Here is a 22232-nt window from a genome sequence, read left to right on the forward strand (position 1 = left end):
AATTCCCCGTCGCCGCTGTCCCCTGCAGGCGCGGGTTTACCCGCGAGCCGGGCGACGCGGTGTATGGCACCGGTTGCACCGGTGTTCGCGGGTAAACCCGCTCCTACATTGATTGCGCGAGCTTTCGAATTTTGAGCAAGGCAGTGTCCCTGCCAAATCAATAGATAGAGTTTGCTTGATGAGAGTCTGGGCAGTAGCCAATCAAAAAGGTGGTGTCGGCAAGACCACCACTACCATTGCCCTGGCCGGCCTGCTGGCCGAGGCCGGCAAGCGCGTGGTCGTCGTCGACCTCGACCCGCACGGCTCGATGACCAGCTACTTCGGGCACAACCCGGATGCCCTGGAGCACAGCTGCTACGACCTGTTCCTGCACAAGGGCACGGTGCCCGAAGGCTTGCCCGGGCAACTGCTGCTGCCCACCAGCGATGAGCGCATTTCGCTGTTGCCGTCGAGTACCGCCCTGGCGGTGCTGGAGCGCCAGTCGCCAGGGCAGAATGGCCTGGGCCTGGTAATCGCCAAGAGTCTGGCGCAGCTGTGGCAGGATTTCGACTATGCCCTGATCGACAGCCCACCCTTGCTGGGTGTGCTGATGGTCAATGCCCTGGCCGCCAGCCAGCAGCTGGTGATCCCGGTGCAAACCGAATTCCTTGCGGTGAAGGGCCTGGAACGCATGGTCGGCACCTTGGCCATGGTCAACCGTTCGCGCAAGCAGGCGCTGCCGTACCAGATCGTACCGACCCTGTTCGACCGTCGTACCCAGGCGTCGCTGGGCACCCTCAAGCTGCTGCGTGACACCTACGGGCAGCATGTATGGCAGGGCTACATTCCGGTGGATACGCGCCTGCGCGATGCCAGTCGCAAGGGCGTCACGCCTTCGCAGTTCGACAGCAAGAGCCGTGGGTTGATCGCCTACAGGGCGCTGCTCAAGCACCTGCTCACCTACAAGAACGCAGTGCAGGTAGCCTGATGACTCAAACCCGGCAAACCAGCACCCGGCCCCAGATGGCCCTGCAATCGTACCTGGACGGCCTGCTGCAGGAGGCCACCGAGGCCAAAGACCTGAGCGAGCAGCCGGCAGTGGCGGACGAGTTCGCCGAGGCGGTGCGCGAGGAGCAGGCACGCGATGCCCGACAGCCAGCCCGGCCTGAGCCCGCCGAAGCCGCCGCCGCCAGCTTTGCCCCGCGGCCGTTCGCCGAACCCCGGCTGGCGGTACTGCCCAGCGTGATGCCGGTGGAAGCCCCGGTGGTGACGGTGGTCGAGCAGGAGGTCGTGGCCGAAGCCAGCATCCCGGTACTGGTCGAAGAACAAACCGTGGAACCGGCTGTGCCGCTGGTCGATGTGCATCTGCCGGCACCCAACCTGCCCGTACCCCCGGCCACTGTCGATGGTCGTCCGGTGTGGGCGGCCGAGCCGTTCGAATGCCTGCTGTTCGACGTTGCCGGCCTGACCCTGGCGGTGCCGTTGGTGTGCCTGGGCTCGATCTACACCCTGGCTGGCCAGGAGCTGACGCCACTGTTCGGCCAGCCCGACTGGTTCCTCGGCATCCTGACCTGCCAGGCCGGCAACCTGAAGGTGCTGGACACTGCGCGTTGGGTAATGCCCGACCGCTACCGCGATGATTTTCGCCAGGGCCTGCAATACGTGATTTCGGTGCAGGGCTATGAATGGGGGCTGGCGGTGCATCAGGTCAGCCGCTCGCTGCGCCTGGACCCGTCGGAGATCAAGTGGCGCAGCCAGCGTGGCCAGCGCCCGTGGCTGGCCGGCACCGTAATCGAACACATGTGCGCACTGCTCGACGTCGCCGCACTGGCCGAGCTGATCGCCAGCGGTGCGGTCAAGCAGATGCACGCCAAACAGAAATGACACAGAACATACCGCCAACGGCGGATTTTGAGGGTAGGGGAATGAAAAAGTCGTCTGCACAAGGTTCCGAAGATCCGATCCTGCAGTGGGTTACCTTCCGTCTGGACAACGAGTCCTACGGCATCAATGTGATGCAGGTGCAGGAAGTCCTGCGCTACACCGAGATTGCCCCGGTACCGGGTGCGCCGAGCTACGTGCTGGGCATCATCAACTTGCGCGGCAACGTGGTGACGGTGATCGACACGCGTCAGCGTTTTGGCCTGATGCCGACCGAAGTGACCGACAACACCCGTATCGTCATCATCGAAGCCGACAAGCAAGTGGTCGGCATTCTGGTCGACAGCGTGGCCGAAGTGGTTTACCTGCGCCAGTCCGAAATCGAAACCGCGCCGAACGTGGGTAACGAAGAGTCGGCCAAGTTCATTCAAGGCGTGTGCAACAAGAATGGCGAACTGCTGATCCTGGTCGAACTGGACAAGATGATGACCGAGGAAGAGTGGTCCGAGCTGGAGAACATCTGAGTTGATCCTAGAGGTTGCTGTCATCTTCCTGGCGCTGGGCTGGGCGCTGAGCCTGTGGTTTTTCCTCAACTACAGCAAGCGCCAGCGCGAGCTGGCTGCGCAGCAGGCCGAGGGCGATGCGCTGCGTGACCAGCGCATCAAGGACTTGGCCAAGCGTCTGGATGACTACCAGAACGGCACGGTGCGCATGGGTGAGGCCATCCATGAGCTGCGTGCGGCGGTGGCCACCCTGCCGGACCGGCTGGAACGCCTCGAGCAGCGCGACCCCAGCAACGTAACTTTCAGCCAGGCGGCCAAGCTGGTGGGGATGGGGGCGAGTATCGATGAGTTGACCCAGAGCTGCGGCCTGACCCAGGCCGAGGCGGAGTTGATGAGCAAGGTGTACCGGGCTCCTTGACGGGGTACCCTCGGCAGCAGGTTCGTCGCCTGGGAAATCGAGCGGCGCCCCATGCTCCGCTCGATCTGAAAGGTGTCGCCAGGCTCGTTCAGTACCCGCTGTTCATTTCAATTGCGAACCCAGGAGTGATTGCCGCCCACGCCGGCGAACCGGTTCAGGGGCAGCAGTTGCTTCAGGGCTGTATTGGCTTGCGAAGGGTTGATGAATGGATAGGTGTTGACGCGTGGCATGGTGTGCAGGTTGATGATCTGGCGCAGGGTCCGCAACCCGGGTAGATGGCGATCGACCACTTCAGTGAGCAGTGCCGGCCCGGTGAGGTAGCTGAGCGTGTTGGCATAGCGGTAGAAACCGCTCGGGTCCTGTTCCAGGCTCGGTCGGCTTTCGTAGAAGTCTGCATGGGTCTGGAAACGTGCGAGCATTTCATCGGAGATCGCATCCAGCAGTGGGTTGCCTGGGTGGCTACCAATGAGGCTGGTGTTGTACAGGCAATTCATGCTCATTTTCTCGTTGGACATCGGCGGTGGCAGCAGCAGCCCATCGGGTGGGGTGCGCAGCTCGACCTGATCGATCGTTTCGCCCTTGCCGTCCGGCAGCAGGAAGTCGTCCACGTCCATGTACAGCCCACCCTCATGGTGCAGCATCCGGTAGCGCAGCACATCGGTCGCAGACGCGTAATTGGTGGCGATGCCACCGTTGCCATCCAGCGCTGCCTCGTACTGCGCGTAATAGCGGCTCTGGCAGAAGGCCCGGAAGAAGCCTTGCTCTTCAAGCGGCAATACCTGCAGCCCTGGGGCCCGGGCTGCCAATAGCCTTGCGTTCTGTTCGTAAGCGGTAGGCGAAGCCTTCGACAGAAACAGGCGCATGCTGTATTCACTGTCGCTCAGGCGCGCGGCGTTGGCGGCAAGGTTGGCCAGCAATGGCTCGCTAATGACTTTGTCGCCGACCCAGAGGCTGGAGATAAGTTTGGGGATGGGGGCGCTGTCCGGGGCCGGTGTCGGAATGGTGACTGGCAGTGGCAGGTCGACACCCAGCGCGCGCAAGGTGCGGGTGCGCATGGAGTCGGTGACTGGGCGCTGCCTGTCGAGCGCCACAAGGTCACGGCTGCCAGGCACTGCGATGTAGGCTTGCGGCTCGACCTCGTTGACGGTTTCCTTGATGATGAAAGCGTCGTGCTCCAGGTCATAGACCACGCGTGCATTGTAGGTTTCGATGCTGCATTCCAGGTCGTCCAGTTCGCCATCGTAGTGTGGCAAGCGTATCACCGCGCCGGCAACAGCCGGGTCGCCTTCGTCAAGCGGTGTAATCGGCTCGTGGTGGTGGAAGTACTCCGCGCCTTCTGGCTCGGGAAGCCGTGGTGGACTGGTCGGGCTTAGCGGATAGCCGAGCTGCCCGTTGACCTCGCGCGGCATGACAAAACCGTCGCTTTTGAACTCGAACAGGGCCTTGATGCCTGCTGTGCCCTCCGTTGCCAGCGGTACGGCGTTGAACAGCCCCCAGGCGATGTCGCCCACCCCCTCCTGTTTGGCTTTCAGGCTGTGGCCGTTGATCACCTGATCCAGGCCCAGGCCCAACTGGGCAATGCCACCGAGCGCCAGCAGTGGCGCCAGCCCCGGCACCACCAGGCACAGTGGCGCTAGCAGGTTGAGCGTATTGGTGAGGTAGCCTCGCCATTTGGCTTTGGTAACCTGGCTGTCGGTGGTGATGACAAAATCGGCATCGTCATAGCTGCGCTGGCGCTGGCGCTCGGTCAGGGCTGCGAACATATCCCCGGTCAGTTTGGGGTTGTATTTGCCAGGTTTGTAGTTCACGTAGGTTCTGGGGGGCCAGACGCCATCATCGTTGAAATAACCGTGTTCAGGCGGCAGCCGGTGCCGGTCCGGATAGTCGCCAAGGCCCTCGAGCGCGGTGTCCAGGCCACTGAAATCCAGGCCCTGGGGACGGTCGGCGAGCCTGAAGTGTTGCTTTAGCGCTTCGCGTCGGGCGGGGTCCTTGCACTGATCGCCCACCCAGTCCTTGAGCAGGTTCTCGCTGGCGAATTCGAGCAAGGGCGAGCTGTTACCTGGCATGTACAGCAGGGTCAGATCGCTGTGGGGGGCGTTGATGTACAGCAGGTCGGTGGCCGCATAGCCATAGATGCTCAGCGTGCTGACCCGTATCTTGAAGCGCTGCGGCATCATGCCGGCGGCTTGCCATGCCAGTTCCCTGGCAGCATTGCTCAGGCGCCCCTGGCTGACCTGGGCGTTGCAGGCGGCGATGAAATTGAGCTTGCTGGCCAGGCGGTGAGTGTCCTGATGCTCCTGCCAGTAAGCGTCGAGCATGGCTTTGAACGGCTGGTGAAAGTCCAGCGCTTCGATGAACCGCTGGAAGGCTTCAGCCGGAACCTGAATGTGGGTCGAGGCATCGTAACGTGCGGGGGACGATCGCTGGAACAGGCCGTTATACACCTCGAAGGCGGCGCCCTGATGGCCAAAGCCCAGCGTTGGCAGGCGATCGACCAGCTTCAACGGCCCTTGGGGGAAGGTGCCTGCCCAAGGGTTGGCGAACAGTGCGCCGATGAGGTTGTTATCGGACTCCCCTTGCCAGTTGCCCAGCAGCGCCTGGGTCATGCTCTGGGTCTGCTGGACCGCTGCCACATACCCTTGGTCATCCGGCCGGTAGTGCAGGGTGACCACATCGACGCGATCGGGGTCGATATGCACACCTTGCCCGGCAAGCCACTGCCGGATCAAGCGATGGGCTTCGCGGTCCGGGCGAGGGATGTTGGCCAGATGGTCTACTACGAACTGCACGCCTTTGGCGTTGATTCTGCTGTCGATCATGACGGTACACCTTGTACGTGGGAGGCCGACAAGGTTGGGCGCATGGAGGCGGAGGGGGTGGTAGATAGTTACTGGCCAGTGCCGGGCAGCGGGGGCAATGGTGGGGTGATATCGCGCTCTGCCGGGCCCGGATCATCGAAGCCGGCGGGTACCTTGCCGCGCAGGTGCCAGGCGAAGGCGATGATCTCGGCAATGGTCAGGTACAGCGCCTCGGGTATTTGCTCGCCCAGCTCCAGCCGCGCCAGCAGCCGCACCAGCTCGGCGTTTTCGTAGATCGGCACTTCGTGTTCGCGGGCGAGCGCAAGGATGGCCTCGGCCAGGTCCTCGTCGCCCTTGGCGGTGAGGGTCGGTGCCTGATGGCCGTCGTAATTCAGCGCTATGGCTTGGCGTGGTGTCGTATCGTTCATGCGGTTTCGTCCACCCAGCGTTGTTCCATCCGTGTGCGTGGCCCCTGCGGCGGGATGCCCGGGTGGCACTCCAGGTCGCCGACTTCCAGGCCCCGGGCCAGCAGGCGCGCGCGCAGCGCGCCAAGCTGGGTGTCGATCAACCGCGCGGTCTGCTCGCGCTCCGCCCATAGCTGCCCGCTCAGGCGGCCCTCGCTCAGTTGTGCCTGCACTTGCAGGGGGCCGAGCGGGGACAGGTCGAAGGCCAGCTCGATGCGCCACAGGGCTTGTCGAGGGTCTTGGGCTTCATGTTGGCGGTCGGCCTGTTGTTGTGGGGTTTCTTCGCGCTGCAGTTTGACTTGCAGCGGGATGAAGTCCTGGCCGTGGCGGATCGGCACTTCAGTTTGCCAGGTGGTCTGCAGGTTGCCGTTTTCCAGCGTGCCGGTTTGTTGCAGGCTGCTCATGGCGTGGCTCTGCAAGCGTGAAACGGCAGCGGCAGCCAGGCGCAGCAGCTGTTGCAGGTCGCCTTCCTCTTCCAGGGCCTTGAGCAGGCGCGACGGTAATGGGAACGCGCCCGGCTGCGGCTTGGGGCTGACCCGCTCGAGCATGCCCAGTGCGCTGCGCGCCAAAGCCGGCATAGTCACGGCCAGGCTGGCGGGGTTGAGATTGGCAGTGCTTGCCGGGAGGGCAGGGGCCTGGGCCATCAGCCGCAGCAAATGCGCCTTGAGGTCGGTGGCGACGCTGGCGGTGGACCCACTCAGCAGCTTCGCTTCGAGAAAGCTGCCGCTGTTGTTCAGGGCCTGGGCCACTGCCTTGGCGTCGCCCAGTTGTCGGGCGTCCGGCAGGCTTGCCAGCAGGCGTTCGGCGCTGGCGCGCAGGTCGCCATCGACGCCTGGGTCGCGGGTGAGCTGTTGCAGGGCGTTGAGCAGGCCGGGTAGCGAGGCTTGGCGGTTTTGCTGGGTCAGCAGCTGTTGGGCAATGCTGAGTTGGTCCTGCCTGCCGCTGAGCGGCACGAAGCGCAATGACTGATCACCCTGCACCAGGGCGCTGAGCAGGCTGCCAATGACCAGCGGGCGCGGGCTGTCGATGCTCAGTGTGGCACCGGCCTGGTTGCTGTTGAGCAGGCTGACCAGCGCCCGGTACACGGCCGGTTGGCCGGGTGCCTGGGCCAGCAGCTGGTTGGTCAGGACCTTGCCTTGCAGCAAGGTGCCGACCGGCACCTTGCTGGTGTCCAGCTGGGTGAGGGTGGCGACCTGGCTGGCGCTGGCCTGTTGCAGCATGATCGCCAGGCGATTGCTTTCGGTCTGGCTGACGGTGATCTGGCTGCCCTGGGGCAGCGGCTGGCTGGCGTTGGCCTGAAGCTGGGTCTGCACGCCGTTGGCCTGCATCAGCCGTAGCACCAGCTGAAAGTCCTGGCCCGTCTGACGCAACGATAAAACCTCGGCTTGCGCGGTTTCGCCAGGAGCTAGCAACCCAGGCTGCGCCTGGATCAGGCGCAGCAGATCGCCGGTCATGCCCGCCTTCATGGCTTGGCTGTTGATCGCGGTTTGTGCGCCGAGACTATTGATTTCAGTCATGATTGTATACAACCTGTCGAGCCCGGCCTCTTGGCAGCGCGGCGGCGCGTGTAATAATGCCGCGCGCCTGTGGTTGCCAGTATAACGGCAGCGCGCGGGGCGACTTGAGACACAAGGGTTCTGGAGCGGTGTTGGCTGCTTCAAAGCCCTACTGAAGATAAGGCGAAACCGTGACCCTTCACCTCCAAGCCGCGGGCCTGGCCTGCGAGCGCGACTGGCGCCTGCTGTTCGAACAGCTCGATTTCGAGCTGGGCGCCGGCGACATGCTGCAGATCAGTGGCCCCAACGGCAGCGGCAAGACCAGCCTGTTGCGCCTGCTGGCCGGGCTGATGCAGCCGACGGCCGGGCAGATTCTGCTGGGTGGCAAGCCCCTGGCAGAACAGCGTCATGCCTTGGCCAGCGCCCTGCTGTGGATTGGCCACGCCGCCGGCATCAAGGACTTGCTCACCGCCGAGGAGAATCTCACCTGGCTGTGCGCCCTGCACCAGCCGGCCAGCCGCGAGGCGATCTGGGCGGCGCTGGAGGCTGTCGGCCTGCGCGGTTTCGAAGACGTCCCCTGCCATACCCTGTCGGCCGGTCAGCAGCGCCGTGTGGCGCTGGCCCGGCTGCACCTGGCTTGTCCGCCGCTATGGATTCTCGACGAGCCGTTCACCGCGCTCGACAAGCAAGGCGTGGCGCAGCTTGAAGCGCACCTGGCAGCCCACTGCGAGCAGGGCGGCACGGTGGTGCTGACGACTCACCACACACTGGAACGCAAGCCCTCCGGTTATCGAGAACTGAACCTGGGGCAATGGGCTGCATGAGCGTATTCATTTTGCTGCTGCGCCGCGAAGCGCGCCTGCTGTTCCGTCGCCCGGCCGAACTGGCCAACCCGTTGGTGTTCTTCGCCATTGTCGTGGCCATGTTCCCGCTGGCGGTCGGCCCGGAAAGCCAATTGTTGCAAACCTTGTCGCCGGGCCTGGTCTGGGTGGCAGCGTTGCTGGCCGTGTTGTTGTCGCTGGACGGCCTGTTCCGCAGCGATTTCGAGGACGGCTCGCTGGAGCAATGGGTGCTGTCGCCGCACCCACTGCCGCTGCTGGTGCTGGCCAAGGTGCTGGCGCACTGGATCTTTTCCGGGCTGGCGCTGGTATTGTTGGCGCCACTGCTGGCACTGATGCTGGGGCTGCCAAGCCATTGCCTGCCGGTGCTGCTCGGTTCGCTGCTGCTGGGTACGCCGGTATTGAGCTTGCTGGGCGCGGTAGGTGCGGCACTGACAGTCGGCCTTAAACGCGGAGGTTTGTTACTGGCGTTGCTGATTCTGCCGTTGTATATCCCTGTATTGATCCTGGGCAGTGGTGCGTTGCAAGCGGCGTTGCAAAATATGCCGGCAACCGGCCATCTGCTCTGGCTCGCCAGCCTGACGGCCCTGGCCGTTACCCTGGCACCCTTTGCGATAGCGGCCGGCCTGAAGATCAGCGTCGGCGAATAACGAGTCCCGGGCTCTCAAGCCCGGCAAATACCCTGGATGTACCCTGATGAAAATAAGCTGGACGTGGTTCCACAAGCTGGGCTCCCCGAAATGGTTCTATGCCATCAGCGGCCGCATGCTGCCGTGGCTGGCCGGTGCTGCCGTGCTCCTGCTGCTGGTCGGCATCACCTGGGGCCTGGCCTTCGCCCCCCAGGACTACCAGCAGGGCAACAGCTTCCGCATCATCTATATCCATGTGCCGGCGGCGATGCTGGCGCAGTCCTGCTATGTGCTGCTGGCGGTGGCCGGGGTGGTGGGGCTGGTGTGGAAGATGAAACTGGCCGACGTCGCCCTGCAGTGTGCCGCGCCCATTGGCGCCTGGATGACCGCCGTGGCGCTGGTTACCGGCGCCATCTGGGGCAAGCCGACCTGGGGCAGCTGGTGGGTGTGGGATGCCCGCCTTACGTCCATGCTCATCCTGCTGTTCCTGTACTTCGGCATTATTGCGCTGGGCCAGGCGATCAGTAATCGTGATAGTGCGGCCAAGGCCTGTGCGGTGCTTGCGATTGTCGGTGTGGTGAATATCCCGATCATCAAGTATTCGGTGGAGTGGTGGAACACCCTGCACCAGGGGGCCACCTTCACCCTTACCGAAAAGCCGGCGATGCCGGCCGAAATGTGGCTGCCGCTGTTGTGCACGGCGCTGGGTTTCTACTGTTTCTTCGGCGCCGTACTGCTGCTGCGCATGCGCCTTGAAGTGCTCAAGCGCGAAGCACGCGCCAGTTGGGTCAGGGACGAAGTATTGAACAGCCTGGGGCGGAGGGCCGCACAATGAGCTTTGCCACCTTCGGTGACTTTCTCGCCATGGGCCACCATGGCCTGTACGTGTGGTCGGCCTATGGCATCTGCCTGGCGGTGCTGGCGCTGAATGTCGGTGCGCCACTGCTGGCCCGTCGTCGCTATTTGCAAGAAGAGGCGCGCCGTTTGCGCCGGGAGAACAACCAGTGAATCCGCAGCGCAAGAAACGCCTGTTGCTCATCGTCGGCCTGCTGGTCGGCGTCGGGGTTGCCGTCGGCTTTGCCTTGAGCGCATTGCAGCAGAACATCAACCTGTTCTATACACCGACCCAGATCGCCAACGGCGAAGCCCCGCTGGACACGCGCATCCGCGCCGGCGGCATGGTGGAGAAAGGCTCGGTGCAGCGTTCGGCCGACTCGCTGGACGTGCGTTTCGTGGTAACCGACTTCAACAAGTCGGTACCCATCACCTACCGCGGCATCCTCCCCGACCTGTTCCGCGAAGGGCAGGGCATCGTCGCCCTTGGCAAGCTCAATGCCGACGGTGTGGTGGTAGCCGATGAAGTGCTGGCCAAGCACGACGAGAAATACATGCCGCCCGAAGTCACCAAGGCCCTGAAGGAAAGCGGCCAGGCCGCTGCCGGCGGGGAGACGAAGCCATGAACGCAGCACTGGTAGTCCCCGAACTGGGCCAGTTGGCGATGATTCTGGCCATCTGCTTTGCCGTCGTACAGGCCAGTGTGCCGTTGCTTGGCGCGTGGCGTGGCGACAGCCTGTGGATGAGCCTGGCGCGGCCGGCAGCCTGGGGGCAGTTCGCCTTCCTGGCGTTTGCCTTTGCCTGCCTGACCCATGCCTTCATGACAGACAATTTCTCGGTCGCCTATGTGGCCAGCAACTCCAACAGCGCCTTGCCCTGGTACTACAAGTTCAGTGCGGTGTGGGGCGCCCATGAGGGTTCGTTGCTGCTTTGGGCGCTGATCCTTGGCGGCTGGACCTTTGCCGTGTCGGTGTTCTCCCGGCAGTTGCCGCAGGTGATGCTGGCCCGCGTGCTGGCGGTAATGGGCATGATCAGCGTGGGCTTCCTGAGCTTCCTGATCATTACTTCCAACCCGTTCCAGCGCCTGCTGCCGCAGGTGCCGACCGATGGCCGTGACCTCAACCCGCTGTTGCAGGACTTTGGCCTGATCGTTCACCCACCCATGCTCTACATGGGCTATGTGGGCTTCTCGGTGGCTTTCGCGTTCGCCATTGCCGCCTTGCTCGGCGGCCGGCTGGACGCTGCCTGGGCGCGCTGGTCGCGGCCGTGGACCATCGTCGCCTGGGCTTTCCTGGGTGTTGGCATCACCTTGGGGTCGTGGTGGGCCTACTACGAACTGGGCTGGGGTGGCTGGTGGTTCTGGGACCCGGTGGAAAACGCCTCGTTCATGCCTTGGCTGGTGGGCACCGCACTGATCCACTCGCTGGCGGTGACCGAGAAACGCGGGGTGTTCAAGAGCTGGACCGTGCTGCTGGCAATTGCCGCATTCTCCCTGAGCCTGCTGGGTACCTTCCTGGTGCGTTCCGGAGTGCTGACCTCGGTGCACGCGTTTGCCGCCGACCCGTCGCGGGGTATTTTCATCCTGTTTTTCCTGCTGTTCGTGGTCGGCGGCTCGCTCACCCTGTTCGCCCTGCGCGCACCGGTGGTCAAGAGCCAGGTCGGTTTCGCCCTGTGGTCGCGTGAAACGCTGCTGCTGGCCAACAACCTGGTGCTGGTGGTCGCGGCTTCGATGATTCTGCTCGGTACCCTGTACCCATTGGTGCTCGATGCCCTGACCGGGGCCAAGCTGTCGGTCGGCCCGCCCTATTTCGACGCCTTGTTCCTGCCACTGATGGCGCTGCTGATGGTGGTGCTGAGCGTGGGCGTGGTGGTGCGCTGGAAGGACACCCCGGGCAAATGGTTGGTCAGCATGATGACCCCGGTATTGATCGGCAGTGCCATCCTTGCACCGGTTGCCGGCTTTATCGTCGACGACTTCGACTGGCCGACGCTGACGGCCTTCGCCCTGGCCGCCTGGGTAGTGCTTGGCGGGCTGCGTGACATTTTCGACAAGACCCGCCACAAGGGCCTGGTCAAAGGCCTGCCGGGCCTGGGCCGCAGCTACTGGGGCATGCAACTGGCGCACCTGGGCCTGGCGGTGTGTGCGCTGGGCGTGGTGCTGTCCAGCAACAACAGCGCCGAGCGCGACCTGCGCATGGCGCCGGGCGAAAGCGTGGAGCTGGGTGGCTACCACTTCCTGTTCCAGGGCGCCAAGCACTTCGAGGGGCCGAACTTCATCTCTGACAAGGGCACCATCGTGGTCAGCCGCGAGGGCCGTGAAGTGACCACACTGTACCCAGAGAAGCGCCTGTACACCGTGCAACAGTCGATGATGACCGAAGCGGGCATCGACGCCGGCTTTACCCGCGACCTGTACGTCGCGCTTGGCGAGCCACTGGAGAATGGCGCCTGGGCTGTGCGCGTACATATTAAGCCTTACGTCCGCTGGATCTGGCTGGGCGGTCTGCTGACCGGCCTGGGCGGGTTGCTGGCGGCCCTCGACCGGCGCTACCGCGTCAAGGTCAAGACCCGGGTGCGTGATGTCCTGGGCGTGTCTGGAGCAGCTGCATGAAGCGTTGGATCATGGTAGTGCCCCTTGCAGTGTTCCTGCTGGTGGCGGTGTTCCTCTACAAGGGGCTTTTCCTCAAGCCCGACGAGCTGCCTTCGGCAATGATCGGCAAACCGTTCCCGGCGTTTTCCCTGGCGTCGACACAGGGGGACCGCACCCTGACTCAGGCCGACTTGCAGGGGCGTCCGGCACTGGTCAACGTGTGGGCCACCTGGTGCCCGTCGTGCAAGGTCGAGCACCCGTACCTGAACCAGCTGGCACAGCAGGGTGTGGTGATCCATGGGGTCAACTACAAGGATGACAACACCGCCGCGCAGAAGTGGTTGGCCGAGTTCCACAACCCCTATCAGCTGGATATTCGTGACGAGCAGGGCAGCCTGGGCCTGGACCTTGGGGTGTATGGGGCGCCGGAAACCTTCCTGATCGATGCCAAGGGCATCATCCGCTACAAGCACGTAGGCATCGTCGATGCCACGGTCTGGCGTGAACAGCTGGCGCCGTTGTATCAGGGCCTGATCGACGAGGCCAAGCCATGAGGCGCTGGCTGGCAGCTGCAGTGCTGGGCATGAGCCTGGCCGGTGTGGCCAAGGCGGCGATCGACACCTATCAGTTTCGCGACGAGGCCGAGCGCGAGCGTTACCAACAGTTGACCAAGGAACTGCGCTGCCCCAAGTGCCAGAACCAGGATATTGCCGACTCCAACGCGCCGATTGCTGCCGACCTGCGCCGGGAAATCTTCCGCATGCTTGGCGAAGGTCAGAGCAACCAGCAGATCATCGACTTCATGGTCGACCGCTATGGCGACTTCGTGCGCTACAAGCCGGCGCTCAGCGGGCGTACCTGGCTGCTGTGGTTTGGCCCGGGGATCTTGCTGGCCGGTGGCTTCGTGGTGCTGGCGGTGATCGTACGCCGGCGCCGTGCTACGGCCGTGCAGGGCGCCGATGAGTTGTCTGCCGAAGAACGCGAGCGTCTCGCCAAACTGCTGGAAAAAGAACAGACCCATGATTGAATTCTGGCTTAGCGCGGGCCTTCTGCTGCTCGCTGCCCTCAGCTTTTTGCTGCTCCCGATCCTGCGTGGCCGCCGTCGCCAGCAGGAAGAAGACCGCACGGCCTTGAACGTGGCCCTTTACCAGGAACGTGTCGCCGAACTGGGGGCCCAACAAGCCGCCGGTGTGCTCGATGAGGCGCAGATGGCTAGGGGCCGGGACGAGGCTGCCCGCGAGCTGCTGGCCGATACCGAAGGCGCCGAGGCCCCGCGCCAGGGGCATTTGGGCAAGGCCCTGCCGCTGCTGGCTGCGGTACTGGTGCCGCTGATGGCGCTGGGGCTGTACCTGCATTTTGGTGCGGCGGACCAGGTGGCGCTGACCCAGGAGTTTGCCGAGGCACCCAAGTCGATGGAAGAAATGACTACGCGCCTTGAGCGCGTGGTGCAGGCCCAGCCGGATTCGGCCGAGGCCATGTATTTCCTTGGCCGGGCCTACATGGCCGAGCAGCGCCCGGCCGATGCCGCGCGTACGTTCGAACGGGCCGTGGCCTTGGCTGGCCGCCAGCCCGAGCTGCTGGGGCAGTGGGCCCAGGCCCAGTACTTTGCCGCCAACAAGCAGTGGAGCCCGCAATTGCAGGCGCTGACTGACGAAGCGTTGAAGGCTGACCCCAACGAGGTGACCAGCCTGGGCCTGCGCGGTATTACTGCGTTTGAAGGCGAGCGTTATCAGGAAGCCATCGACTACTGGAAGCGTTTGCTGGCGCAGTTGCCAGAAGGTGATGCATCGCGAGCGGCGTTGCAGGGTGGTATCGACCGCGCCGCCGAGCGCCTGGGTGGGGTGCCAGCAGAGGCGACCGAGCCTGCACCTGTGGCGGCTCGCCTGAAAGTGCGGGTGGAACTGGCGGCTGCCTTGAAGGACAAGGTTCAGCCGGACGACACGGTGTTTATCTTCGCTCGCGCCAGCAATGGCCCGCCGATGCCGCTGGCGGCCAAGCGGGTGACCGTGGCGCAGTTGCCGATCGAGGTGGAGTTGTCTGATGCTGATGCGATGATGCCGCAGATGAAACTGTCGCAGTATGCCGAAGTCCAACTGGTTGCACGTGTTTCACGCGCGGGTCAGCCTACCCAGGGTGAGTGGGTTGGCCGGGGTGCTCCGTTGTCTAGCGCCACCCAGGCTACCCAGCGCCTGACCATCGACACTCCAGACCAGTAAGAGAGCAATGCCATGCACAGCACCGTCCGCCTGACCCTGATTACCCTGGCCTTGGGTTTGTCTGCGTGTACGGTGCATGAGCCGTACGAGCAGCCCGCGCCACCGATCGAGCGTGTGCCGCCGTCGGGGCCGGTGGTCAAGCCCTTGCCGGGCAGGCAGCCTGCCACTTCGCCGAGCAAGCCGGCGGCGATACCCAAGCCCATGCCGCGTACCTCGGCCAGCTTTGCGCCACCGCCTGGCGGGGCAAGCCACTGGGATCCCAAGCTGGGTGTATATGTATTGGAGAAGCAGCCCAATACCTTCTACCGGCAGCGTACCTACTATCGGTTTGATAACGGCTGGAGCTGGTCGTTGAGCCCGAATGGGCCTTGGCAGGAAACTGACAGCAGTGGTGTACCAGGTGGGTTAGGGCGGGCGTTCGCACAGTAACACTGTTTCTGTATCTGCTTCTGCTGCTTCTGCTTCTGCTTCTGCTTTTGCTTGTAAGCGCGCGGTAGTTCAGGCGACGCAGATTGCGACTTCAGAAGGCCGAGCGCAGGGCTTGCGAAGGGAGGTGACGGGCATGGATGCCCGTCAAGCGCTGAGGCCCCATGGATGGGGCCTGCAGCGCGTACTCCCGGGAGCAAGACCGTAGCGAGGGAACCCCGGAGCGTAGCGCAGGGGCCGGATGATAGGAGCCAGCGTTTTTTGGTTACTTTTTGTCGCGTTTGACAAAAAGTGACCCGCCGTAAGGGCGGAAAGGTGACTATGCGCCCCCTGCGCGAATGAATACCTACGCGATGTGAATGCCCACATCCAAGAAGCAAGAAGCAAGAAGCAAGATGCGAACTCGTCTGTTTTGACTCAGCGAACCGTCCGTTTGCGATGGCGACGCTGACTCACCTTTTCGCCCTTACGGCCATCCCTTTCAAGGTCTTTTGGTTTTGGCGGCTTTGATGACCCGATCCGTCGAAACATGAGCATGTACAGCCGTCCCTTGCACCCAGGCCTTCGCTTTGAGCACCTTGGGGCCTCGTGGGCTTTTCGCAACCTGTCTGGGCTGGATGTTTCTGGCCAGCTCCAGCAGGCGCTGAGCCAGGTTTTCCATCGGAACAACGGGCATGTACTCGGATGGCAGGGCAATCTGCATGCCTTCGTAACCCCCTCTGATCTGCACCGCCAAGTGATAGATCGAGGCTTCCCAATTCTCGGGCAAGGCATCGCGGTGAGCCTGTTCAACACTTCGCTTGAGCAAGGCCAGAACGTTGTATGCCAGCACGGCAGTGGTGAATCCAAGCAAGGCGGCTCGCGGACTGCCGAGGGTTTCAATTTCACTTTCCAGAATTGCTTCCAACCGCTGGAACATCCCTTCAATGCTCCAGCGGCGCCGATAGAAGTCTGCGATCTGTTGCGCACTGATGCTCTCGGGCAGGTTGCTCCAGAACATCAAGCTGTTATCACCTGAGTCGTTTGGTGAATGAAGCGTTAACTCGACACGTCGCCAGCGGTGCCCGCCTTTTACTTCGATGGATTGCTCGCGCACAGTGCCTGTGGCGACGGGCATCGGTGCTTGCCACTCACCTTCCTGGATCAAGCGTGGATGCTTGGCCTGCTGGCGAATGACAAATGATGTCTTCACCTGTTCGCACGCCTCCATTACAGGCAGCGTGCAGTAGAGACGGTCAGCGATCCAAACCTGATTGGTCTTTGCTTCAGCCAGCAACGGCAAAACACAAACTCGTTCGCTTGCGTAGGCGTCCTCGCACGGCTGGAGGTCAATTACCTGATCCAGGTCGGGGTCGTAAACCACCACCGAAAACCCGGGGCGAGCCGCTCCGCGCTCTTGGCGCAACGCGCCAAGACGCTTTTCGGTAGAGGCCAAGTGGCTGCCATCGACCACCCGAACTTGCCAATCAGGAAGCATGGCTGAGCAGCCCAACTCATGGATTGTCGGCGCCAAGCGCTGCGCGCAGCCTGTCACCAGAGCACGCAACAGGGCAGGTTCGGTTCGACTGATCTTGTCGTACAGAGCTGCCAGGCTGACGGGAAGGTCGTCCAGTTGTCTTGCCGCAGCATGCAGCGATGGCTTCAAGCCCAATGAAACAAGCGACATCAACTTGATAATGGTCGAGAACAGCAGCTCGCGAGAATACTGCCGTTGGCGGTGCTCCTCGAAAACCTGATCGACCCACTCCGGCGCAATGGCCTGCTCCAAGGCAAGTTTGGCCATTACGCTGGCGGGTGCTTTTTTCTCGAATCGCGCTAGTACATCAGCCCACATCGCTCGGGTCTTCCTGACTGGATTTCAGCGAATTCTACCGAAGACCTTGAAAGGGATGGCCCTTACGGCGAGTCACTTTTTGTCAAACGCGACAAAAAGTAACCAAAAAACGCTGCGCTCCCATCATCCGGCCCCTGCGCTGCGCTCCGGGGTCCCCTCACTCCGGCCTCGCTCCCGGCAGGACCGCGCCGAAGGCCCCATCCTGGGGCCTCAGCGCTTGACGGGCATCCATGCCCGTCACCTGCCTCCGCAAGGCCTGCGTTCGGCCTCCTGAAGTCGCGAAGATCAAGATCAAGATCAAGATCAAGATCAAGATCAAGATCAAGATCAAGATCAACGGCAACGGCAACGGCAACGGCAACAGCAACAGCAACAACAGCACAGTACAGTTTTGCCTTGTTATTTCCATTGACTGTACTGGCCGGTGACTCCGCATAATGACGCCTCGAATTCACCCGGAGGTGGCATGAGCAAGACAGTCCTGGTACTGGTGGAAACCGTCGACGATTACCTGCCCATGCTGGAGCAGGCCGGTTACCACCTGATCCGTGCCCCTTCGCCGCAACTGCGCGCCGATGCCATTCATCGCCACGCCGAAGAAATCGATGCGGTACTCACCCGTGGGCCGCTGGGGCTATCCGCCACCGAAATTGACGCATTACCCAGATTGCAGATCATCTGCGTGATTGGCGCCGGCTACGAGCAGGTCGACCTGGCCGCCGCCGCTGCCCGCGGCATAACCGTCACCAATGGCGCCGGGGCCAATGCCGCGGCCGTCGCCGACCACACCCTGGCCCTGCTGCTGGCGCTGCTGCGCGACATCCCCCGCGCCGATGCCAGCACGCGGCGCGGTGAATGGAACCGGGTTATCAGCCCCTCGGTGAGTGGCAAGCGCCTGGGCATTCTCGGCCTCGGCGCAGTGGGGCTGGCGATCGCCAAGCGGGCCCACTTGGGCTTCGACATGCACGTCAGCTACCACAGCCGCACAGCACGCCAGGATGTGCCCTATGCCTGGTACGACAGCCCCCGACACTTGGCTGAAGCCGTCGACATTCTGGTGGTGGCCACCCCCGGTGGCGCCAACACCCGGCATCTGGTCGATGCCCACGTCCTTCAGGCCCTGGGGGTTGAAGGCTATCTGGTGAACATCGCCCGTGCCAGCGTGGTCGACACCCAGGCCCTGATTGCTGCATTGCAGCGTGGCCAGCTGGCTGGCGCCGCGCTGGATGTATTCGATGACGAGCCGACAGTGCCCGATGCACTCAAGGCCTTGCCCAACACCGTGCTCACACCCCACGTGGCTGGCCAGTCGCCAGAAGCCGCGCGCGACACGGTGGACTTGGTGCTGCGCAACCTGCAGGCGTTCTTTGCCGGTGAGCCAGTTTTGACCCCGGTACGCCCTTAACCCTTTTTCCAGATATCTGCCTGGCAGCGCCCGGGCAACAAGGAGTGTGTGCATGCAACTTGAAATCTTCCAGGTCGATGCCTTTTCCACTGAACCGTTCGGTGGCAACCCGGCCGCAGTGATCCCGCTGGACAGCTGGCTGCCGGACGATGTGCTGCAGCGCATCGCTGAAGAAAACAACCTGTCAGAAACAGCCTACTTCGTGCGCAAAGGCGAAACGTTCGACCTGCGTTGGTTCACCCCCACCGTGGAAGTCGACCTGTGCGGCCATGCTACCTTGGCCTCGGCTTACGTGCTGTTCGAGCAACTGGGTGAGCAGGCGCAAGTGCTTCGCTTCAATACCCGCAGTGGCGAGTTGCGCGTCAGCCGTGGCGCTGATGGCCTGCTGGCCATGGACTTCCCCGCCAAACAACCCGTAGCGGTCGACATGCCAGCGGGCCTTTTGCAGGCGCTGGGCTTGAGCCAGGCGAAGGCGGTGTACCTTAGCGACGATTATGTCGTGGTGATCGATGACGCCATGCTGCTCGAAACGTTGAAACCAGACTTTGTTGCGCTGTCGGCCTTCGACGTCCGTGGCATTGCCGTGACCGCGGCAGGGCGTGGCTTTGACTTCGTCACCCGCTGGTTCGGCCCGCGGGTTGGTGTGAATGAAGACCCGGTAACCGGTTCGGCACACACCTCGCTGGCGCCGTTATGGGCCCAAAGGCTGGGCAAGAACGTGCTGAGCTGCGAGCAGGGCGGGGCACGCAAAGGGCAGTTGCAGTGCGAAGTGCCGGGCAATGGCCGCGTGATCATCAGTGGGCGGGCGGCGTTGTACCTGCGGGGCAATGTGTACATCTAGTACGGCGTGCGATGCCCTGGGTGGCTTCTATAATTGCAGGCCCATCTTTCCGTTCAAGGAGCCACCCATGGCCCTGGAAAAACACGGCACCTGCCTGTGCGGCGACACGCGGCTGACGGTCACCGTCGACAATACCCATATCAGCGCTTGTCATTGCAGCATGTGCCGCAAGTGGACCGGCGGCCCGCTGCTGGTGGTGCACTGCAGCAAGCCTCCGCTGATCGAAGGGCGTGCGCCCAGCGTCTATGATTCGTCCGACTGGGCCCAGCGTGCTTTCTGTGGCCGCTGTGGTACGCACCTGTACTACCGGCTCAAGGCCAACGACTTCCATGCCGTGCCGGTCGGCCTGCTTGATGGCGACCAAGCCTGGGATTTCGACCTGCAGATCTTCGTCGAAGAGAAACCCGCGTGGTACTGCTTCGCCAATCAGACCAAGGAGCTGTCCGGCCAAGAGGTGTTCGAGCAGAACAGCTGATTCAACGTCATGTCTGTACGGAGGCATTCCGTCGGCGAATGCCTCCGTACAATTCTGCGTGAACTTGCCAAACCGGTGCATTCCTGAGAAAAGGGCGGTTTTGTTTTTCAGCGTTTGGAGTGTACCCGTGAGCCAAGAACTGCAGATCATCGACCTGGTCGAGGGAGACGGCAAAGCTGCCGTCAAAGGTGCCCTGATCACCACCCAGTACACCGGCTGGCTGGCCGATGGCAGCGAGTTCGACTCGTCCTGGTCGCGCGGTAAGCCGTTCCAGTGCGTGATCGGTACCGGCAGGGTAATCAAAGGCTGGGACCTAGGCCTGATGGGCATGCGCGTTGGCGGCAAGCGCAAGCTGCAGGTACCGGCACACCTGGGGTATGGCGAACGCAGCGTAGGGGCGATCCCGCCGAATTCGGACCTGACCTTCGAGATCGAACTGCTGGAAGTGCTCACGCGGGATGATTGAGTGTTCACGTTGCAACCCGAGGTTCTTGCACCTTACACAATTGCGCAACACCCAGCCCCTAACCTAGGCCTTGCCTAGGGAACGGCATTCACCTCCAGGGAGGAACCAAACGGGTTCGGGGCACTCTGACCCTCACGCGTTGCCAAGGATGGCATTCACTGCACGGGCGCCCTGCAACTAGCCGGGCGATGTGGCGGGTAAACCCGATATTCTCTGCCACACGAGCCTGCCTTGATGAAGTTGCCAACATTCTTTCGCCGTCGTCGTCACTTGCTGCTGAGCCTGGTGCTCACTGCCATCGCCGCGCCGTTGGCGCTGGAGGCTGTCGAAAGCCGGGCACAACCGGTGGATGGCACCCAGACCCTGGTGTTTCTGCGTCATGGCGAGAAGCCGGGCGAAGGGCTCGGGCAGTTGAACTGCCAAGGTCTCAACCGTGCGCTGGACCTGGCCAGTGTACTGCCCGAGCGCTTTGGCAAGGCCGACTACGTGTTTGCCGCCAACCCCACGCGGCATGTCGAGGAAGGCAGCCGGGACGAAAGCTACAGCTACATCCGCCCATTGATGACCATCACCCCCAGTGCCATCCGCCTCGGCTTGCCGGTGAATATCGACTACGGCGCCAACGACACCGCTGAACTGGCCGATGAGTTGCTGAGCGACAAATACCGCAATGCGACCATCTACACGGCCTGGTCCCACGGCTACCTGCCGGAACTGATCAACACCGTGGCCGGCAAGGCCCTGGGGGAGGAGCGGGTGATCACCGAGGACTGGAGCGGCGAAGACTTCGACACCCTCTACGTATTGACCCTGACCTGGCGCGATGGCAAAGCCAGCCTGCTGAGCCGCAATGTGCGCCAGGGCCTGAATGACGGTGCGCATAGCTGCCCGACCTGATCCGCTGGTACTGTTTGGCAAGGAAGCCGGAACAGGGATGAGCGATGAAGCAGCGGGTAACGGTGATCGGTGGTGGAGTGGTGGGCCTGGCGACGGCTTACGCGCTGGTTCGGGAAGGGTGGTCGGTTGACCTGATCGAGGCCCGCGACAGCCTGGCGTCGGCCACCAGCTTCGCCAATGGCGGGCAATTGTCCTATCGCTATGTGGCGCCGCTGGCTGATGCCGGGGTGCCGTGGCAGGCGCTGGGCTGGCTGTTGCGGGGCGAGTCGCCATTGCGCTTGCGCTTGCGCATGGACCCGGCCCAGTGGCGCTGGCTGCTGGCATTCACCCTGGCTTGTAGGCGTAGCGTCAATCGCCGTAATGCCGGGCAATTGCTTGAGCTGGCGCTGTGCAGCCAGGCCGTTCTGGCGCAATGGCGCGAAGACCATAACCTGGGAGATTTCGGCTGGCGGCGCAATGGCAAGCTGGTGGCTTTTCGCAGTGAACGGGCCTTTGCCCAAGGCCGGGAACAGTTGACGGACCCGGCCAGTCAGCAGGTGCTGGCGGCTGCCGAGCTGCGCGGGCTGGAGCCTGCCCTGGATGGCGCACCGTTTGTGGGGGGCGTGTTCACGGCGGGCGAAGAGGTTGGCGATTGCCACGTGTTTTGCTTGCGGCTGGAGGCGCTGTTGCGCGCGTCGGGCCAGTGCCGTTTCCTGCTTGGCCGGCCGGTGACGCAATTGGTTCAGCGCCAGGGCCAGGTCGTGGCACTGCAACTGGGCGATCAGCAGCTGGACGTGGAGCAGTTGGTGCTGTGTGCCGGGCATCGCGGCCCAGGCTTGGCATTACCGGGGGTGCAGATACCGGTTTACCCGCTGAAGGGCTACAGCCTGACCGCACCGATCAGCGCCGGGCACCTGCCCCCGGAGGTGAGCCTTACTGACTATGAGCGCAAAATCGTCTATGCACGCCTGGGGCAGCAGCTGCGGGTAGCGGCGATGGTGGACATTGTCGGCTTCGACGAGTCGGTGGACATGCGCCGTTTGCAGAGCATGCGGCGGCTGGCGCTGGAGACGCTGCCAAGGGCGGCGGATTATGGCCAGGCGGTGGAATGGGCGGGGATGCGACCAGCGACACCGACCGGGGTGCCGATCATAGGTGGGACAGTGTACCGCAACCTGTGGCTGAACCTGGGGCATGGGGCGTTAGGGTTCACCTTGGCCTGTGGCAGTGCGCAGCGTTTGGCCAGGATGATGCGTTAAGCG

General features: G+C 63.1%; 25 protein-coding genes. 21 read left to right on the forward strand and 4 right to left on the reverse strand.

The features are described 5' to 3' along the window. Window positions 1-178: 178 nt before the first annotated feature. Genes LU682_RS08340 through LU682_RS08355 form a run of 4 tightly spaced genes read left to right on the forward strand, consistent with a single transcriptional unit; the run spans window position 179 to window position 2781 of the window. The gene (locus tag LU682_RS08340) at window positions 179-967 is read left to right on the forward strand and encodes a ParA family protein (RefSeq protein WP_010955064.1); all 789 of its coding nucleotides are present in this window, start codon (window positions 179-181) and stop codon (window positions 965-967) included. Next, on the forward strand, window positions 967-1863 hold the full coding sequence (locus tag LU682_RS08345; RefSeq protein ID WP_010955063.1) for a CheW domain-containing protein: 897 nt from the start codon (window positions 967-969) through the stop codon (window positions 1861-1863). The genes LU682_RS08340 and LU682_RS08345 overlap by 1 nt, the downstream gene beginning before the upstream one ends. A 41-nt stretch (window positions 1864-1904) precedes the next feature. Next, a complete protein-coding gene (locus LU682_RS08350; protein WP_003254393.1) occupies window positions 1905-2384 on the forward strand; it encodes a chemotaxis protein CheW in 480 nt (159 codons plus the stop codon). A gap of 1 nt (window position 2385) precedes the next feature. Further along, window positions 2386-2781: a DUF2802 domain-containing protein gene (locus LU682_RS08355; protein WP_060489812.1), complete on the forward strand. Its 396-nt coding sequence runs from the start codon at window positions 2386-2388 to the stop codon at window positions 2779-2781. Window positions 2782-2888: 107 nt separating this feature from the next. Here LU682_RS08355 and LU682_RS08360 read toward each other — a convergent pair whose 3' ends face one another. The 3 genes from LU682_RS08360 to fliK form a co-directional block, all read right to left on the reverse strand. After that, a complete protein-coding gene (locus tag LU682_RS08360; RefSeq protein ID WP_049586780.1) occupies window positions 2889-5600 on the reverse strand; it encodes a dermonecrotic toxin domain-containing protein in 2712 nt (903 codons plus the stop codon). Window positions 5601-5668: 68 nt separating this feature from the next. Continuing rightward, window positions 5669-6007, reverse strand: a complete 339-nt coding sequence (locus LU682_RS08365) for an EscU/YscU/HrcU family type III secretion system export apparatus switch protein (RefSeq protein WP_010955060.1) — start codon at window positions 6005-6007, stop codon at window positions 5669-5671. Further along, window positions 6004-7560 (reverse strand): flagellar hook-length control protein FliK, encoded by a 1557-nt coding sequence (gene fliK, locus LU682_RS08370; protein ID WP_010955059.1) that lies wholly within the window; start codon window positions 7558-7560, stop codon window positions 6004-6006. The genes LU682_RS08365 and fliK overlap by 4 nt, the downstream gene beginning before the upstream one ends. Before the next feature lie 170 nt (window positions 7561-7730). On the opposite strand from fliK, the gene ccmA reads away from it, so the two are divergent. The 10 genes from ccmA to LU682_RS08420 are packed head-to-tail and all read left to right on the forward strand — an operon-like array spanning window position 7731 to window position 15076. After that, on the forward strand, window positions 7731-8363 hold the full coding sequence (gene ccmA / locus LU682_RS08375; RefSeq protein ID WP_003254385.1) for a cytochrome c biogenesis heme-transporting ATPase CcmA: 633 nt from the start codon (window positions 7731-7733) through the stop codon (window positions 8361-8363). Then, complete coding sequence (gene ccmB, locus LU682_RS08380) at window positions 8360-9028, forward strand: heme exporter protein CcmB (protein WP_003254382.1); 669 nt, start codon at window positions 8360-8362, stop codon at window positions 9026-9028. Before ccmA ends, ccmB begins: the two co-directional genes overlap by 4 nt. Window positions 9029-9074: 46 nt before the next feature. Further along, window positions 9075-9842, forward strand: coding sequence for a heme ABC transporter permease (locus LU682_RS08385; RefSeq protein WP_010955058.1), 768 nt, complete (start codon window positions 9075-9077; stop codon window positions 9840-9842). Beyond that, window positions 9839-10015: a heme exporter protein CcmD gene (gene ccmD, locus LU682_RS08390; protein WP_003254380.1), complete on the forward strand. Its 177-nt coding sequence runs from the start codon at window positions 9839-9841 to the stop codon at window positions 10013-10015. Before LU682_RS08385 ends, ccmD begins: the two co-directional genes overlap by 4 nt. Beyond that, window positions 10012-10467: a cytochrome c maturation protein CcmE gene (ccmE, locus tag LU682_RS08395; protein ID WP_003254379.1), complete on the forward strand. Its 456-nt coding sequence runs from the start codon at window positions 10012-10014 to the stop codon at window positions 10465-10467. Before ccmD ends, ccmE begins: the two co-directional genes overlap by 4 nt. After that, window positions 10464-12452 (forward strand): heme lyase CcmF/NrfE family subunit, encoded by a 1989-nt coding sequence (locus tag LU682_RS08400; RefSeq protein ID WP_010955057.1) that lies wholly within the window; start codon window positions 10464-10466, stop codon window positions 12450-12452. Before ccmE ends, LU682_RS08400 begins: the two co-directional genes overlap by 4 nt. Further along, window positions 12449-12985, forward strand: coding sequence for a DsbE family thiol:disulfide interchange protein (locus LU682_RS08405; protein WP_010955056.1), 537 nt, complete (start codon window positions 12449-12451; stop codon window positions 12983-12985). Before LU682_RS08400 ends, LU682_RS08405 begins: the two co-directional genes overlap by 4 nt. Continuing rightward, window positions 12982-13458 (forward strand): cytochrome c-type biogenesis protein, encoded by a 477-nt coding sequence (locus LU682_RS08410; RefSeq protein ID WP_003254376.1) that lies wholly within the window; start codon window positions 12982-12984, stop codon window positions 13456-13458. The genes LU682_RS08405 and LU682_RS08410 overlap by 4 nt, the downstream gene beginning before the upstream one ends. Then, a complete protein-coding gene (ccmI, locus tag LU682_RS08415) occupies window positions 13451-14647 on the forward strand; it encodes a c-type cytochrome biogenesis protein CcmI (protein ID WP_232857612.1) in 1197 nt (398 codons plus the stop codon). The genes LU682_RS08410 and ccmI overlap by 8 nt, the downstream gene beginning before the upstream one ends. Before the next feature lie 12 nt (window positions 14648-14659). Beyond that, a complete protein-coding gene (locus tag LU682_RS08420; protein ID WP_003254373.1) occupies window positions 14660-15076 on the forward strand; it encodes a hypothetical protein in 417 nt (138 codons plus the stop codon). Between the two features lie 478 nt (window positions 15077-15554). Here LU682_RS08420 and LU682_RS08425 read toward each other — a convergent pair whose 3' ends face one another. Further along, a complete protein-coding gene (locus tag LU682_RS08425) occupies window positions 15555-16856 on the reverse strand; it encodes an IS4-like element ISPpu8 family transposase (RefSeq protein ID WP_010952894.1) in 1302 nt (433 codons plus the stop codon). A 281-nt stretch (window positions 16857-17137) separates the two neighbouring features. Between LU682_RS08425 and LU682_RS08430 the strand changes: the two genes are divergently transcribed. From LU682_RS08430 to LU682_RS08460, 7 genes are all read left to right on the forward strand, one after another. After that, on the forward strand, window positions 17138-17335 hold the full coding sequence (locus LU682_RS08430) for a hypothetical protein (RefSeq protein ID WP_232857530.1): 198 nt from the start codon (window positions 17138-17140) through the stop codon (window positions 17333-17335). A gap of 38 nt (window positions 17336-17373) precedes the next feature. Beyond that, entirely contained in the window at window positions 17374-18312 is a 939-nt protein-coding gene (locus tag LU682_RS08435) for a 2-hydroxyacid dehydrogenase (protein ID WP_010955054.1), read from the forward strand. 52 nt (window positions 18313-18364) lie between these two features. Further along, window positions 18365-19153 carry a PhzF family phenazine biosynthesis protein gene (locus tag LU682_RS08440; protein ID WP_010955053.1) on the forward strand — a complete coding sequence of 263 codons (789 nt, stop codon included), beginning with the start codon at window positions 18365-18367 and terminating at the stop codon, window positions 19151-19153. Between the two features lie 67 nt (window positions 19154-19220). After that, complete coding sequence (locus LU682_RS08445; RefSeq protein ID WP_004577113.1) at window positions 19221-19628, forward strand: GFA family protein; 408 nt, start codon at window positions 19221-19223, stop codon at window positions 19626-19628. 127 nt (window positions 19629-19755) lie between these two features. Next, complete coding sequence (locus tag LU682_RS08450) at window positions 19756-20094, forward strand: FKBP-type peptidyl-prolyl cis-trans isomerase (RefSeq protein WP_010955051.1); 339 nt, start codon at window positions 19756-19758, stop codon at window positions 20092-20094. 234 nt (window positions 20095-20328) lie between these two features. Beyond that, entirely contained in the window at window positions 20329-20991 is a 663-nt protein-coding gene (locus tag LU682_RS08455; RefSeq protein ID WP_010955050.1) for a histidine phosphatase family protein, read from the forward strand. Window positions 20992-21035: 44 nt separating this feature from the next. Further along, window positions 21036-22229, forward strand: coding sequence for a D-amino acid dehydrogenase (locus LU682_RS08460; RefSeq protein ID WP_010955049.1), 1194 nt, complete (start codon window positions 21036-21038; stop codon window positions 22227-22229). Window positions 22230-22232: the final 3 nt, after the last annotated feature.

Origin of the sequence: Pseudomonas alloputida, from assembly GCF_021283545.2 — a bacterium.
In the GTDB taxonomy this organism is placed as follows: Bacteria; Pseudomonadota; Gammaproteobacteria; order Pseudomonadales; family Pseudomonadaceae; genus Aquipseudomonas; species Aquipseudomonas alloputida.